The organism is Neiella holothuriorum, assembly GCF_019457915.1.
In the GTDB taxonomy this organism is placed as follows: Bacteria; Pseudomonadota; Gammaproteobacteria; order Enterobacterales; family Neiellaceae; genus Neiella; species Neiella holothuriorum.
The window spans coordinates 1-15,151 of the sequence record NZ_JAHZSS010000026.1 but is presented as its reverse complement, the minus strand read 5'-3'; the positions used below and the strand labels follow the sequence as shown (position 1 = coordinate 15,151).

General features: G+C 47.5%; 17 protein-coding genes. 13 read left to right on the top strand and 4 right to left on the bottom strand.

Annotated elements, in window-relative coordinates; genetic code table 11:
- Positions 1 to 2 precede the first annotated feature (2 nt).
- From K0504_RS16550 to K0504_RS16535, 4 genes are all read left to right on the top strand, one after another.
- Entirely contained in the window at positions 3 to 1,109 is a 1,107-nt protein-coding gene (locus K0504_RS16550; protein ID WP_220105271.1) for a hypothetical protein, read from the top strand.
- Positions 1,110 to 1,269: 160 nt separating this feature from the next.
- Entirely contained in the window at positions 1,270 to 1,539 is a 270-nt protein-coding gene (locus tag K0504_RS16545) for an Hpt domain-containing protein (protein ID WP_220105270.1), read from the top strand.
- Between the two features lie 413 nt (positions 1,540 to 1,952).
- Positions 1,953 to 2,933, top strand: coding sequence for an RNA polymerase sigma factor RpoS (gene rpoS / locus K0504_RS16540; RefSeq protein WP_220105269.1), 981 nt, complete (start codon positions 1,953 to 1,955; stop codon positions 2,931 to 2,933).
- Between the two features lie 54 nt (positions 2,934 to 2,987).
- A complete protein-coding gene (locus K0504_RS16535) occupies positions 2,988 to 3,482 on the top strand; it encodes an acyloxyacyl hydrolase (RefSeq protein WP_220105268.1) in 495 nt (164 codons plus the stop codon).
- Positions 3,483 to 3,598: 116 nt separating this feature from the next.
- Here K0504_RS16535 and K0504_RS16530 read toward each other — a convergent pair whose 3' ends face one another.
- Both K0504_RS16530 and trmB read right to left on the bottom strand, forming a co-directional pair.
- On the bottom strand, positions 3,599 to 4,867 hold the full coding sequence (locus tag K0504_RS16530; RefSeq protein WP_220105267.1) for a mandelate racemase/muconate lactonizing enzyme family protein: 1,269 nt from the start codon (positions 4,865 to 4,867) through the stop codon (positions 3,599 to 3,601).
- Positions 4,868 to 5,196: 329 nt separating this feature from the next.
- A complete protein-coding gene (gene trmB / locus K0504_RS16525; protein WP_220105266.1) occupies positions 5,197 to 5,919 on the bottom strand; it encodes a tRNA (guanosine(46)-N7)-methyltransferase TrmB in 723 nt (240 codons plus the stop codon).
- A 179-nt stretch (positions 5,920 to 6,098) separates the two neighbouring features.
- Between trmB and mutY the strand changes: the two genes are divergently transcribed.
- The 6 genes from mutY (at position 6,099) to K0504_RS16495 (ending at position 9,785) form a co-directional block, all read left to right on the top strand.
- Complete coding sequence (gene mutY / locus K0504_RS16520) at positions 6,099 to 7,130, top strand: A/G-specific adenine glycosylase (protein ID WP_220105265.1); 1,032 nt, start codon at positions 6,099 to 6,101, stop codon at positions 7,128 to 7,130.
- Between the two features lie 51 nt (positions 7,131 to 7,181).
- Positions 7,182 to 7,454, top strand: a complete 273-nt coding sequence (locus K0504_RS16515) for an oxidative damage protection protein (RefSeq protein ID WP_220105264.1) — start codon at positions 7,182 to 7,184, stop codon at positions 7,452 to 7,454.
- A gap of 57 nt (positions 7,455 to 7,511) precedes the next feature.
- Entirely contained in the window at positions 7,512 to 8,084 is a 573-nt protein-coding gene (locus K0504_RS16510) for a PhnA domain-containing protein (RefSeq protein ID WP_220105263.1), read from the top strand.
- Positions 8,085 to 8,108: 24 nt separating this feature from the next.
- Positions 8,109 to 8,570: a hypothetical protein gene (locus K0504_RS16505; RefSeq protein ID WP_220105262.1), complete on the top strand. Its 462-nt coding sequence runs from the start codon at positions 8,109 to 8,111 to the stop codon at positions 8,568 to 8,570.
- A gap of 205 nt (positions 8,571 to 8,775) precedes the next feature.
- The gene (locus K0504_RS16500) at positions 8,776 to 9,264 is read left to right on the top strand and encodes a 2TM domain-containing protein (RefSeq protein WP_225918197.1); all 489 of its coding nucleotides are present in this window, start codon (positions 8,776 to 8,778) and stop codon (positions 9,262 to 9,264) included.
- A 104-nt stretch (positions 9,265 to 9,368) separates the two neighbouring features.
- Positions 9,369 to 9,785 carry a DUF4174 domain-containing protein gene (locus tag K0504_RS16495; RefSeq protein ID WP_220105261.1) on the top strand — a complete coding sequence of 139 codons (417 nt, stop codon included), beginning with the start codon at positions 9,369 to 9,371 and terminating at the stop codon, positions 9,783 to 9,785.
- 17 nt (positions 9,786 to 9,802) lie between these two features.
- Here the strand turns inward: K0504_RS16495 and blaOXA are convergent, their stop codons facing one another.
- A complete protein-coding gene (gene blaOXA, locus K0504_RS16490; protein ID WP_220105260.1) occupies positions 9,803 to 10,603 on the bottom strand; it encodes a class D beta-lactamase in 801 nt (266 codons plus the stop codon).
- Positions 10,604 to 10,985: 382 nt separating this feature from the next.
- On the opposite strand from blaOXA, the gene K0504_RS16485 reads away from it, so the two are divergent.
- Positions 10,986 to 12,863 carry a hypothetical protein gene (locus K0504_RS16485; protein WP_220105259.1) on the top strand — a complete coding sequence of 626 codons (1,878 nt, stop codon included), beginning with the start codon at positions 10,986 to 10,988 and terminating at the stop codon, positions 12,861 to 12,863.
- A 149-nt stretch (positions 12,864 to 13,012) separates the two neighbouring features.
- Positions 13,013 to 13,783 carry a bifunctional 2-polyprenyl-6-hydroxyphenol methylase/3-demethylubiquinol 3-O-methyltransferase UbiG gene (gene ubiG / locus K0504_RS16480; protein ID WP_220105258.1) on the top strand — a complete coding sequence of 257 codons (771 nt, stop codon included), beginning with the start codon at positions 13,013 to 13,015 and terminating at the stop codon, positions 13,781 to 13,783.
- A gap of 24 nt (positions 13,784 to 13,807) precedes the next feature.
- Here the strand turns inward: ubiG and K0504_RS16475 are convergent, their stop codons facing one another.
- Positions 13,808 to 14,365 carry a carboxymuconolactone decarboxylase family protein gene (locus K0504_RS16475; RefSeq protein WP_220105257.1) on the bottom strand — a complete coding sequence of 186 codons (558 nt, stop codon included), beginning with the start codon at positions 14,363 to 14,365 and terminating at the stop codon, positions 13,808 to 13,810.
- Between the two features lie 348 nt (positions 14,366 to 14,713).
- Between K0504_RS16475 and K0504_RS16470 the strand changes: the two genes are divergently transcribed.
- Positions 14,714 to 15,088, top strand: a complete 375-nt coding sequence (locus K0504_RS16470) for a winged helix-turn-helix transcriptional regulator (RefSeq protein WP_220105256.1) — start codon at positions 14,714 to 14,716, stop codon at positions 15,086 to 15,088.
- Positions 15,089 to 15,151 lie beyond the last annotated feature (63 nt).

The following is a 15,151-nucleotide window of genomic DNA, read 5'->3' as shown; positions in this document are numbered from 1 at the left end:
TAATGACGCCTATTTCTAACAACAAACAAGTACCGGTGACCTTACTGGCTGGCCGCGAGGCTTATCAAAAGATAGCCGCCAACGGTTTAGCCGCGAATGATATCAGCGCTCTGTTGGGCGCGTCAGGCGGCCCTAAGTGGTTTATTTTGTCTGCCATCGATCAATATTTGGCGGGAGAGTTTTTTGCTGACCGACAACAGCCATTGGATTTACTTGGCACTTCGGCAGGCGGCTGGCGTTTTGCGTGTTACTGCCAGCAGCAACCCGCCGAAGCCACTCGCCGCTTTGTCGAGCATTACGCGAATACCGTTTACTCCGCGCAAGCAAATGCTAATGAGATCACCACTAAAGCCATCGCCTTGGTTGATGAATTGTTGGGCGAGCATGGTAGCGAGCAAATCTTGTCACACCCAAGTTTTCGCCTGCATATGGTCGTTTGTCGCGGTAAACACCTAGCAGCCAGTGGCAATAAGCATCGTCAAATGCTGGCCTTAGCCGCCGCAGCAACACTCAATGGGATCCACCGAAATCTATTGAGCCTATCGTTTGAGCGCATTTTGTTGCATAACAGCAAACGTTCGCAATCGGTTCAAAGCCCATTCTTACAGCTAAACGACTTCCCGACCCGTAACTTTCAACTCAACCAGCACAACCTGCGCGCAGGCTTATTAGCCACCGGCGCTATTCCACTGGTGATCCACCCGCAGCGTCATCTCCAAGGGCCCGGCGAAGGTTATTACTATGACGGCGGTATCGTCGATTATCATTTTGATTTAAATATTAAAACTCAAGGCATCGTGCTCTACCCGCATTTCTATTCAGGTATCACCCCTGGTTGGTTTGATAAATCGTTGACATGGCGCAAAGCGCAAGCAGACAACTATCGCAACGTGCTGCTGGTTGCCCCGTCTGCCAACTTTGTTAGTCAATTACCGCACGGTAAAATTTCTGATCGCAACGACTTCAAAACCATGGCGCCAGCTCAACGAATTCCTTATTGGCAACAGATCATTTCAGAAGGTCAGCGCATCGCCGACTTTTTTGCCGAGCGTGTCGTCAAACAAGATTGGCTTGATTACATCCAGCCCATGGACGCGCCGCCGCGCTAGTTACATGAGGCATAACCGTTGCTCCTTCGTTCCGTTGAAGACAAGCGAGCAACGGCTCTTCAACTCGTCAATAAGCACCAAAACACGCCGTTCTATCGCCAAAAGAATCATTAAAAATCAATCATCTTGATAGGCAACCTAGACGCCTATCGGGGCTCGATTGAATGTAACCCTTTACCAAAAGCTATTGGTCAAGTTTGCCAATCAATATCAGCGAGGATTCGATGCCCATCAAAGCGATTTGCAAAGCGTCATCCACACATTGAAGGGCAGCGCTGCTAACTTAGGCCTCACTGAAATAGCAAAACAGGCGGCCGCTATAGAATTAGCCTCGAAAGAAGCTGCTCCTGAATTGGCTCAGTTACAAGCCATGACACGCCAATTAGCCATCATCTGTAGTGACATCAAACGCCGTCTTCCACTCGATTAGACGTAAGCTGCATCAACACGTTGGCCAACACAGCTCTATGACTGCGCAAATGCTTCACTTTGGCGTTTGCTGTCAGCTTCCCTTTCGCATCACACATTGTGTTTACTTACAGGCACTTACCTAATAATAATTATCATTCAGGCATGAGTGAGGTCGTACGAAATACAGTCGCAGCAATAAATAATTAACTATTTTTAACAATTAATTCAAAAACCTAAGCTACAATCGCCCTCCAAATCACAGCATGAAGAGTCAATTTGAATAACTTACTCAACACATCACTTGTTCCGATCACACATTCACACACCATTAACACACATACCCACACACTCACCGTCGATACCATAGCAACCATTGAAATTGACCGGCCAGTTACCGGCTCTGCGACCGAACAGAGAATTGAGGGAATAACCATGGAACAGCAAACTATAGGCTTTAATACAAATCATGTTGCTAACATTAATCTATCTGATATTGACGCTTCTCTTGCAGAGCTTGAACAACAAGAACTAGACCAACAATTTCAAGACACCATTACTCAGAACCAACGCAAAACAATCGACCCGAATCAAATGTACTTTGACGAAATTGGTCGCTTCCCTTTGCTAACAGCCAAAGAAGAAGTCGTCCTTGCATTGAAAGTGCAACAAGGTGATGAGCAAGCAAAAAAACGCATGGTCGAGTCTAACCTTCGCTTGGTCGTGAAACTTGCCCGCCGCTACATGAATCGTGGCCTGACATTGCTTGATCTCATCGAAGAAGGAAATATCGGATTAATCCGAGGCGTTGAGAAGTTTGATCCTGAGCGCGGCTTCCGCTTTTCTACCTACGCCACTTGGTGGATTCGCGACGGCATTGAGCGTGCCATCATGAATCAATCGCGCACCATTCGGTTGCCCATTCATTTAATCAAAGAAATGAATGTGTATTTAAGAACAGCAAAAGAAATGGCCAAGTCACTTGGCAACGAACCAACAGCAGAGCAGCTAGCGCAAAAAATGGACAAGCCAGTTGCCGATGTTCACCGCATGCTCAAGCTCAATGAAACCACCAGTTCATTAGATATTACCGTGGGTAAAAACGAAGATACCCCGCTAGTTGATCTGCTTGCTGATGAATACCAGGCGGAAACAGATCAAACGCTACAGACCAATACGGTTAACAGCGTTTTAGTTGAATGCCTAGATGTGCTAGAGCCCAAACTTCGCAACATTATTGCCCGCCGCTTCGGCTTATTAGGGCAAGAACCTGCAACCTTGAGCGATATCGGCAAAGAAATGGGCGTATCGCGCCAAAACATTGCTCACTTCCAAACCAAAGCGTTGATCCAATTACGCTCAATGTTTAAAGAAAAAGGCATTGCGATGGACGAAGTAATGAGCTGCTTTTCATAACCGTTCGTCATATCAACAACAGCTGTAATCTCAAAATGGATAGAGAAAATTAGAATGAATTATTTCACCGCAGTATTCGCATCATTGGCGTTAATGAGTGGCTTGGTCAACGCAGCAGAGCCAGCAACTGACGCACAACAACACCGTTGGGCCATTGGTGCAGGCGTCTGGGAAGCCACTGAGAATATGGATATTTCCTATGCACAAGTTGCTTATGAATTCGCCGAATATGAGCCACTTTGGGGGATTCGTCCAACAGTTATCGGCATGGTTAGCGAAGATGGTGAGTACTACGTGGCAGGCGGTTGGTTAAAAGAGTTTGAAATCACTGAACGATGGGATTGGGGATTTGGTAATGTGGTTGGCTACTTCAGCGACACCGACCATTTAGGCCATCACTTAGAGTTCTATTCACGTATTTTCGTCAACTATGACACCAGCGACAAAGGCTTTCTGCGATTAGAATTCGGTCACTTGTCAAATGCGAGCATTAGCGACGAAAACCCAGGCACAGAGACTTTAACGCTAACCTACAACTGGCGTATCTAAGCAAGCTTACACTGAGTTTTGACCAGCCAAGCTAGTATTGTACAAATGCCCATAGAACAAAGCCTGCGAAGAGAAAGCTCGGCAGGCTTAGAGTTGTTAGGCAAGGCAGAATTAACTTAACCCCACCACTTTTCGCCCTCAACTAAATTCGGCTTAACCACATCGGGATCGAGTTCAATCCCCAACCCCGGTTTCTCAGAGACCGCCACATAGCCGTTTTCACACAGCGGTTTGTCATGCACAACCACATCGTCCATCCAGCCACCATCAAAGAACACCGTTTCACAAAATAGATAATCACGAATGGAAGCCGCCCAGTTAACCGAGGCAATACCATTCACAATGCCACCGGTATTGTGATTCGCTACAGGAAGCGAATATAAGTCAGCCAGATCGGCCATGCGTTTGTTCTCAAGGAAGCCACCTGAGTTGCGCAAATCAGGGTGAATAATGTCGGTGGCTGCATTTTTAATAAACGGCAACGAGTCGGAGCGGCGCGACCAGTTTTCACCGGTACAAATCGGCACTGGCGAAGCATCAACTAAGCGGCGCCAGCTTTCGCTATATGGAACCGGCATTGGATCTTCCAGCCAAAGCGGTTTAATTTGCTCAAGGTTTCGCGCCAACTCTATGGACGTGCGCAAATCGAATTGCCAGTGACAACCAATGAGCAAGTCGTGATCCCAGCCAATGGCATCACGAATATTTTCGTAGCCTTCAATTAGCTTACGCATGGCTTTGCTGGATAGGACTCGGTTAGATGGGTCGAATCCAAAGTCATCCTTTTCGCCAATAATCGGTACACCCAGCTTGTGAATAGTAATACCGTTTGGCTGCTCTTTAGCGGCGGCGGCCCAGTCACGACAAGAAATTTTGTCGCTGTAATCGCGTGGCGTGTGGTGATCATACATGCGCACTTTGTCGCGGAACTTACCACCTAATAAAGTATGGGTAGGCACTTTTAAGATTTTGCCAGCTAAGTCCCACAGGGCCATTTCAATACCACTCATGGCACGTTGTTGGGCGTGTGCACTATCATCAGTGTATCGATAGCCGGTATATAGGCGATCGATCTGCAATGGATCTTTGCCGATTAGAATTGCTTTAACACCATGAATCGCCTCAACAATTCCTAACCCCGGCGAACCATAAGCTTCAGCAATACCATATATTCCAGCATCAGTTTCTACCTTCACCAATATATGAGTACGCCCTCTCATGTAAGGCGTTGTTGGCCCCTGCAGCACCATGGTTTTGACATCGGTAATTTTTACCTTGTGCATGTCTGAGGCAGCCAAAGTGTGAAATGGCAGCAGCACTGAGGCAGCAGAAAGGCTAGCCATCGAAGTTAAAAACTTACGGCGGCTAAACTGGTGTTCTTTCATTGATAGGTTCTCCGGGACAGGTTCAATACAGCATTAACGAACTGCCACCAACATATACTAGAGCTTTTGCTCACTAGCTGAACACTTGCTTTTTATGTGGGTTTAATTGCTGAATTCGTGCACAACAGCAAACATTACGACATGGGAAAATTGTTAGGCCAATATTGGTGAACTAGAAGCTTTCAAATTGAGCGATTAAATGGCTGGTCTTTGGCGCAGAGATAAGTTCAGTTGCAACAATAAAAAGAGCCGCGCTTTGATTACCAGTCGTAATCAAAGCGCGGCTCGTATCAAAATAAATTAATTTGTGAGCGAATCAACCAGCCGAACTATTTCGCTTCAAACAATAGATCCCAAACGCCGTGACCTAATCGCTGGCCACGCTTTTCAAATTTAGTTAGCGGACGATAATCAGGCCGCGGCGCATAACTTGTGTCGGGGTGTTGATTGCTAAAACCGGGCGCTTCGGTCATCACTTCAAGCATGTGTTCCGCGTAATTTTCCCAATCGGTGGCCATATGGAACACGCCGCCGGGTTTCAGCACCCGTTGCACCATCGCAACGAATTCTGGCTGAACAATGCGACGCTTGTGGTGACGCTTTTTGTGCCAAGGATCAGGGAAAAACAGTTGCAGCCGATCAACCGAGTTTTCAGCAAGCGTATTTTGCAGAACTTCAACTGCGTCATGCTCCATGGTGCGAACATTGGTCAGCGCTTCATCTTCAACATCGGCTAAACAAGCACCCACACCAGGACGATGCACTTCTATGCCAAGGAAGTTAATTTCAGGCGCAGCTTTCGCCATAGCAACCAGCGAAGCGCCCATACCAAAACCGATTTCAACAACCGTGTTCGCTTGGCGGCCAAACAACTCGGACAATTCGACGCGCTCACCGCTGTAATCTAAACCGTAGCTTGGCCAAAGCTCGTCCAATGCGCGCTGCTGACGGTTACTCAGGCGCCCTTCGCGACGCACAAAGCTGCGGATCCGGCGCATGTATTTGCCATCTTCGGTGAACTCGGCATCGTTGACGTCTTTGCTCTGACTCATGGTTTAATCCGGTAACTGGTTGACGTTTGTGTTAAATAGCGGCGCATTATCGCTATGGCCTCAGTAATTATCAAGAATAGCGCAACCGGATATTGATCTGGTCAATGGCGGATGGCTACACTGAGCGCCGTTTTTGCAGGCATTATCTGGACAACATGACCGACTCGTCGAGCAGCACCATGTCAGCTACTGACATTCTAGGCTTTCAGCATCGCCTGCTCAGTTGGGCAGAAACTCAGGGCCGTCATGATCTTCCTTGGCAGCTCAACCCGACCCCTTATTCCGTATTAGTGTCGGAAATCATGCTGCAACAAACTCAGGTTGCCACGGTGATCCCATACTTTGAACGATGGATGACAAGTTTCCCGACCATCGACGCGCTAGCCGCTGCCGAAGAAGACCATATTATGGCCCACTGGCAAGGGCTAGGTTACTACTCGCGAGCTCGCAATTTGCACAAAGCGGCACGCTATGTTGTAGAGCAGTGTGATGGTGAGTTCCCGTCGGATTTAAAAGGCTTAGAATGTATTCCCGGGGTTGGCCGCTATACCGCCGGCGCGGTGATGTCGTTTGCGTTTGATCGCTACGGGCCGATTGTTGATGGCAACGTCAAACGCCTGTTTTGTCGGCTATTTGCTATTGAAGGGCAATTGGCAAGCAGCACAGTTAGCAAACGCTTATGGAGCCTTGCGGAGCAACTCACGCCAGCAACAGATCAGCCGTTGAGTAACCGCCGCTTTGCGCAAAGTTTATTGGATATGGGCGCTACCTTGTGCAAGCCCAAATCGCCCGACTGCACCATTTGTCCATTAGCAAATCAGTGCCAAGCATTAGCGAGCAATCGCGTCAGCGAGCTACCAACACCAAAACCCAAGAAAACCTTACCGGTAAAAACAGCAATTTTTGACTGGCACTTAGTTGATCAAGAAATTTTCTTGGTGAAACGCCCTGCCGATGGCATTTGGGGCGGCCTTTGGTGCCTGCCAGAATACCAACAACCCCTCGACCAGGTGGCGGAAACGAAAGCCATTGGCCGTTTTCGTCATACCTTCAGCCATTACAAGCTCGCAGCAGAAGTCATCAATATGGCGCAGCACCGTAGCGAGCATCAAAGTGGCAAATGGTTCGCACTCGACACCTTGGCAACCATAGGCCTGCCCAAGCCAATCAAAAGCTTTATCGAAAAACACACTGCAAAAGCAGCAGATTAAGGCAATTTTGAGTTAAACTAATGGCCGTTTTTCATCAGCAGGGTATATCTCATGGCTCGTACCGTTTTCTGTCAGTACCTCCAACAAGAAGCCGATGGCTTAGATTTTCAACTTTATCCTGGTGAGGTCGGCAAACGTATTTTCGATAATATTAGTAAACAAGCTTGGGCTGAATGGCAAAAGAAGCAAACCATGATGATTAATGAGCACAAGCTCAACATGATGGAGCCAGCTCACCGCGAACAGCTTGAGCAAGCCATGATTGGTTTTTTGTTTGAAGGTCAAGACGTTCACATCGAAGGCTATCAGCCTCCGGCCAAATAATCTCACTATCTTTGTTTGTCATTCGGCTGGCGTTGCCAGCCGCTTTGGGATCAACTCATGTCAATTGAACAAATTTTAAAAGATCGCAGCGGTAACCAATGCGAGCTCTCTGGCAGCAGCGATGATTTAGTCGTTTATGCTGTGCCTCCAGTGGATGGTCAATCTGCTGATCGTGCCATCCTCATTAGCCAAGAGTTACACGAGCAAATCAATGGCGAACAACTCGATCCAAACTTGTGGCGCGGCCTGAATGACGCCATGTGGAGTCAAGAGCCGCCAGTACAAGTGATGGCGTGGCGCATGCTAAAACGCCTGACTAAGCAAGGTGAAACCTGGGCGCAGGATTTACTCGATATGCTTTACCTCGATGACGCACTGGTGACTTGGGCCGAATCGGGTTTAGTTGAAGAAGAGCAACAAGTGATTCAGCGCGACAATAATGGCGTCAAGTTAGAAGCGGGCGACAATGTTGTATTGATTAAAGACTTGGACGTCAAAGGCACCAGTTTTACCGCCAAACGTGGCACCCCAGTTCGTGGTATTTCGCTAACCGATAATCCAGATCACATTGAAGGCCGAGTCAATGGCGTTCGCATCGTGATCCTGACAAAATTCGTGAAGAAGCAATAACACCGAGACAAGGATGTAATCACCATGAACAAACTCCTGATTGCAGCAGTATTAAGCGCATCGTTAACCGGTCTAGCAAATGCCGGGGTTTACACCAACGAACTGGCCAAATGTTTAGTGTCATCAACCACCCAAGACGATCGCGCCGCGTTAGTCCGATGGATGTTCATTGCCGCCTCCCATCACCCTGCGGTAGCCGACATTGCCAATGTCTCTGCTGCTCAAGTGAATGAAGGCAATAAACAAACTGGCCTGCTATTTACCAAACTGATGACAGAGACATGTAAAGAGCAAACCAAGAATGCAATTGCCTATGAAGGCCAGCTGGCGATTCAAGGTGGCTTTCAGGTGCTAGGACAAGTTGCCGGCCAAGAGTTGTTCTCAAGCCCGGCAGTCGCAGCCGCCATGGCCGGCATTCAACAGCATGTTGATAACGAAAAACTCGAGGCGGTACTTACGCCAACTCCGACACAACCGGCAAATTAATCCCCCTTCAATTGCAACTTAACGGCTCCTAAAATGGAGCCGTTTTTGTTTTCGGACTACACTCCTTTGCGCTCCTGCCTTTTGGGTAGCTCAGTAACTAGTTGAATTTATTGCACTGTCACCAAGGTGACAGGTGACTGTCGTGGTTTAACTGGGTCTTTAACGCCATGATGAATGGCATCACAACCGCAAGGAAATGCATTTGATGATTGTACGTAAACTTCGCCTCCAGCGTGGCTGGTCACAAGAGCAGCTATCGCAATTTAGTGGCCTGAGTGTTCGCACCATCCAGCGTATTGAGCAAGGTAAAACCGCCGGATTAGAATCACTCAAATCGCTAGCAGCTGTTTTTGAAGTGGACGTACAAGACTTGCAAAAGCCAGCCAAGGAGCAACCAATGAACAATCCATCAGAAGCCACTGCCAGCCTGTCTACCGACGAGCAAGAAGCTATCGAACAGGTTAAGGACGTGAAAGATTTTTATACTCATACAGTCACGTCAATCTGCATGATTACCTTTCTGTTTATTTTAAATTATATGATTTCACCGGGTTACATCTGGGCTTGGTGGGCAGCTTTAGGCATGGGGCTTAGCATTGTCTTTCATGCCATCCAAGTCTTCGAAGTGGTCAATTTATTTGGCCCTGACTGGGAAAGAAAGCAAGTTGAAAAACGCTTGGGCCGGAAACTCTAAACACCAACGCGGCTTAGCCCAACGCATTTGAATTGATCTGAGTAGCGCTAGCTCCCATACAACAGAGGTAAGCATTCACGGCTTATCGAAAATGGGGGCTTGTTATGATTCGAATACTAGCTTTATGTGCGTTGCTGGTTAACAGCAACGCCGACGCCAAGCTGGTTAGTTTAGAACAGCTACAATGGCAAAATCGTATAATTCTGGTGCAGTGCGACTCAGTACAATGCCAACACGCCAGTACCCAGCAACTCGAGCAGGCGGAGCTAGCCGTTCAAGACCGCCACATCGTTTGGTTTGTTACCACCTCAGAGCACATCAGTACCAATGCTTTAGCCCCGCTAAGTGAGCAGTTACAAACGGTGTTGCGCAGCAATACGTTGGCGCGGCCTCAAACGCTTTTGATTGGCAAAGATGGTGCAATTAAACGCCGTGACAAGGTGCTACAACTGCAAGTATTGTTGAAGCAAATAGATCGAATGCCCATGCGTCAGGCAGAAATCGCTTGGCACAGCATTTAGCTCAAGTTTCCAAGGTATTATGGCGTGTCGATAATCCCTTTGACCGCCAACGCCTGACGCGTCAACAGGATGCGCTTGTTGGCATCATTACGGCTTTTGATATCAATGTTAAGGGCGAACAGCCAAACCGCTTCACCACGCTCCACGTATCCGACATACCAGCCGTGATCGACATCGCCACGCTGGGCCCAGCCCGTTTTTGCATAGAGTTGATAATTAGCCGCTTTCTCAACCAACATAATTTGTTTAAGCACGGCAAAATGTTCAGCTTTGAACGGCAATTGTTGCTGATAAAGGCGCGCTAAAAAATCAACTTGCTCAAGCGCTGAAATCGCCAGATCGCCCTCCAACCAAAACGTGTCCACCTGCTTGCCTGTTAGACCATTGCCGTAATCGATTTGCTGCAAGTAGTCTAAGTACGCTTGGTTGCCAATCTGCCGAGCAAAGCCTTGATAACACCAAACACAAGAGCGCGACAAAGCCGTTGCAAGGGTTTGGTCCTGATTCCACATCTTCAAGCCTTTATCTTGGCCGTCCCACTTGATGACGCTGTCGGCACTGGCAATCACCCCTGCATCAAGCGCCATAAGCGTATTGGGCACCTTAAACGTAGACGCGGGCCATAAGCGTTTAGCTGCCCGTTCGCTATTGTGGATGTATTTTTGGGTGCCCGCCAAATCGACAATGACAATGGTGCCGTCAACTTGCTGTTGTTGAAACAGTTCAGCCAACTGGCGATCGTCAGCCCAAGCGGTTTGCAGCGCCAATAAAGGTACAACAAGATAACCAATAAGCCATCGCACGGGAGATGTTTTCATGGCGCCTCCTTAGGCGGGATTTAAAGTCTTTTTGACAGCATTTCTTGGCACGGGTATCGGCATTGTAAACAGCCCCAAACCGCAACATAACATTAACAAGCGACTACTTATTAACCTGTTAACCAGTAAAGATTTTTATCGATTATTCATTTCTTTGAGCTGGCAGCTATTAAATGCATTTCTGAGCTAGCAATCAATAAAATCTACCGTATGATGAGGGCCGATGAGTAATAGCTCCTCACTCAAGCGTTGGTATAAGGCGCTTGCTGGTTGTCGAAAGGAATCCAGCCTCATGTGCCTTCCTATGCTTCAACCACATAACAACAATTGAAATAACGACGACTACCACAGCCAAACAACTCAAAAAGAAGGATTGTAGCTAATGGCCTATGATTTCGGTTCACAGACGTTAGGCATTAAAAACCCCTTTAAAACAGAAGGTTTACTTAAAACCATTGCCGGTTTACTGGTGATGGCCGGTGGTTTATTACCACTTCTACAGGTTGCCAGTACCTTAAAAGATGACAAAGTCCTAGGCTGGACATATACCATTGTCGGTTTCATCTTGCTTTCCGCTGGTGCTCATCGTGCCGGTGTTGGTCTATTCCAACTGTTTCGTTATTTTGTTGGTCGTTCAGTACCAACATCACTAGCCTACAACCGCGCAGAATCCGAACGCGATTCCGCACAGGAAGAAAAGCGCTCGCTTCGTTACGATGACGAACAACTGCATTCGATGTTGATGGGCCGCAAGAACTCGACATTTATAGAGCCACAGGGCTGGTTAGCGCGATTGATTCACTCAGTCATGCCTAAACTCGTATTCCTACCATTTCAATTGCGTAACCTAACTCAATCACTCGCGGGCATGGCCATTAAAGTGGTGGTTGGCTTAATCGCTTTTGGTATTGCTTCGTTTATTGTCAGCACGGGTTTAGCAGGGCAAATTGCCCAACTTGTGGCGATGCCAATATTGTCACTCATCTTGTTAATTTATTTGCTGATCAGCTGGCGCAGTACCGCCAAAGCGATTGGTAGCTATCAAAGCCATCGTTTGCTTAAAAGTGGCGGCGTGTCGTTTGGTGCACTGCTTGCGTTAGCAATCTTGGCGCCGGTCATCGGCGGCGTATACCTCGATGAAGTCTTCGCTCGAGATATTGATACCTTAACCAAGCTGACCGAAATGGTGCCGCTCTTCTCTGCCTGGACCAACCTAGCGCTGTTGCTGGTGACCATCGTGGTTGTGCTTGCCGTTGTCATGCCACTGCTGTTCAAACGCATGAGCAAGGTGACACCTCAAACTGAGGTCAGCGAATACCGCGACAACATGCAAGAGTCGATTCACCCCAACGAGATTTTCATTAACATCGAAAACATTGTGTTGGCGAATCGTCGCTACAAAGAAGTACCCAATCGGATTTATCGTGCTTTTGATCCAAAACTGAATGAACAGTCAGAGGGCAAAGGTAGTTTTGCCGGTGAATTGCTGATTGAAACTCAACCTGCATTAGTTAACCAAGACGCTTACAGTAAGCCAATGAAAAGCTTGGTGACCTTGTTGAGCCAAGTGCTATTCGTGGTTGCTGCTGGCGTGTTCTACTCGCTCAGTCTCGACGTTGCCGACTTCACCAACATGATGATTTGGGTAAGCGATGTTCGCATGAACGAAGAAATTTTAAGCCAAGTCGTCACCGAGTTTAACGGGTTACTGTTTGTCTTATTCGCTTGGATCACCTTGTGCTTTGGCTCAAGCGCGCTGCGATTTGCATCCCATCTATTCTGGGGTGAAATGAGCTTTAACTCGCTACTGATGTACCTGAAAGCCGAAGGTACATACACGGAATCTAAAATTTCAACGGGTATGTCGATTCACGATAGCACCCGTTCAGAAAACGTCGTGGTACAAAGCAGCATTACGCCGTGGATTATCACTTCGCGCATTAACAGTACCATCTTTGCCACGAGCGGCGGCACCAACTTGGAATCGCCACGCTACATCATGGGCATGAATAAAAATGATGATGAGCTGGGCGGCATTGTTGATGAAATTAAGTCATTCCTGAAAAACCGCGAGTCCATAGCCAACATTGCCAATGAGAAAGATTTGGAAAACACCGGCAAGATTTATCAGGTCAATGAACAAATGCGCGCTGCGTCTCAACACTCACCGCAACAAAATAGCTTAGGCGTAACAGATGAAGAAGCCGCTGGTTATCTTCGAGCGAACCCAGAGCTAGTGGAAAAGCAAACGGAGAGCTAAGCACTCGCTTCGCTTTGCTGTCATGCCGTGAGACTCCATGACATTGCATTACATTGTATAGGGCGCCTAACGGCGCCCTTTTATTTTGTACTGTTCATGCCGTTGTGGCCGTATAAGCTGTTATATGAAATTTAGTCAGCAGTGTATCTATGCTTGATAAAAGCACCCTAACATCATCAACACCTAGCCACCGCCAGGCACATGAAATCGCTAAGTTCGACCAATTGGCTGAAGAATGGCGCAACGATAATGGCCGCTTTAAACATATCTCGGCATTTAATCGTTGCCGCGTTCGCTGCATTGTTGAGCGCATCATCGATCACTTTCAGCTCCAATCTGCGTCGGACAAGCCTTTGGCGGGTTTCAACATCCTAGACGTTGGTTGCGGCGCTGGCTTGATCTGTGAAGCACTTGCAGCACTTGGCGCGACGGTAACAGGGATAGATGGCAGCGAAACTAATATTGAAGTTGCCAAACGAAATGCTAGTGCCAATAAGCTTTCCATTGATTATCAACATGCACTGGCCGAGCACATGCTAACCACTCGAAAATCAGCATGCTTTGACGTTGTGTTAAACACAGAAGTGATCGAGCATGTCGATGATCAACAAACACTGACCAACACCTGTGCATCGTTAACGCACAGCAACGGACTGTTGGTGATGGCCACGTTAAACCGAACCCTCAAGTCATTTTTTGTGGCGATAATTGGCGCCGAGTACCTGCTTAACATGCTTCCTAAAGGCACCCACGATTGGCGCTGGTTTGTTCGCCCCTCACAACTTGAACAATGGTTGCAACCACACCAGTTTTCCACCACCCAACTGGTTGGGCTTAGCTACAATCTTGTCACTAAAAACTGGCGCATCACTGATGATTCTTCGGTCAATTACCTACTGTTTGCCAGCCGCCAACAGTAGGCATTACACGAAGTTCTAACAGGATTAGCGTTGCGAAGGGTGAGTCCAAGCAAATGGCTTCATTGGCTCATCCACTTCAGTGCCAGCCAACGCATTGGTAAAGTTTGAGATCAGCTTTGCAGCCAACCCGGTCAGTACTTCTAATGCTTGTTGCTTGGTGTAACCGGCGGCCAAAAAGTCATTCAAACCTTGCTCGCCGATGTGGCCGCGGTTATCTAACAGGGCTTTAGTGAAATCATGCAGTGCCTGTAATTTAGCATCCGGGATTGCCGTTCCCTCACGCAGCGCTTCAATCACTTGGTCTGGCATTTCGCCCGCCTTCATCATCCAAGTATGGCCCGGTACACAGTAGTGGCAGTTGTTCTCAAAATTAGCAGTCATGAACACCACTTGCTGCTCTAGCGGCGACAAGCTGGTGTTTTGCATGAACAAACCAAAGGTGGTGTTATACGCTTCATAAGTAGCTGGGGCTTCAGCCAGCACTCGGTGTAAATTGGGTAACATACCGAAGGCTTTTAATGACTGCTCCATCAGTGGTTTGGATTGCTCTGGTGCACTATCAACATCGTGTAACGTAAACATAAATTTATTTCCTTCGTTAAGATTTCACATCTCGTTTAATACATTGAGCTTTGGCTTTTTGCTCAGCCACAACGCCGCCTTTATCAAACATTAAGTGTAGGTATAAACCTCATTGAGTTATCGCTTGAGGTTAGCGGACATCGAACCAACGCATTGGAAACTGAATAATCACCACGCCAACTTACTTGAGTTTGTCGTTCGTCAACGCTGGTTGGTCTTGTTGCCAAGAACGAGCATCACAGTCGCCATATTGAAACTGGCCGATATTTTTGAATGACAACGCGGTCTATTTTGGTAACCTATAAATATAAAGCAACTAGTATACTTTTTGTAACCTAGGCGAAAGTCATGAAAACAGCAATTAAAACAGATACTAACGGCCGTAAAAAAGTTATTAACGCCTGCACCAAGCCATGCCCTATTGAGGATGGCATGCGCCTCATTGGTGGTAAGTGGAAAGGCTCGATTCTCTGGCAACTCCGAGACAAGCCCGTGCGCTTCAATGATCTTGCTCGAATGCTTAGCGGAGCCAGCAAGAAAATGGTTGATCAGCGATTAAAAGAATTGGAAAAAGAAGGTCTGGTATTGCGGCAAGTCGAAAGCGAGCGGCCTTTAGCCGTGAGTTATCAGTTAACACCGTTTGGCCGCTCTGCGTTGACTATTTTAGAGCAACTAAAAGGCTGGATGGAGCAGCATCAAACTGCGAGTTATGTGCCGTCCTAAAATAAGTTGACGGTTTTTATTAAGCCAGCGTTCCTTCAACGCTGGCTTTTTTGTGCACTTGTT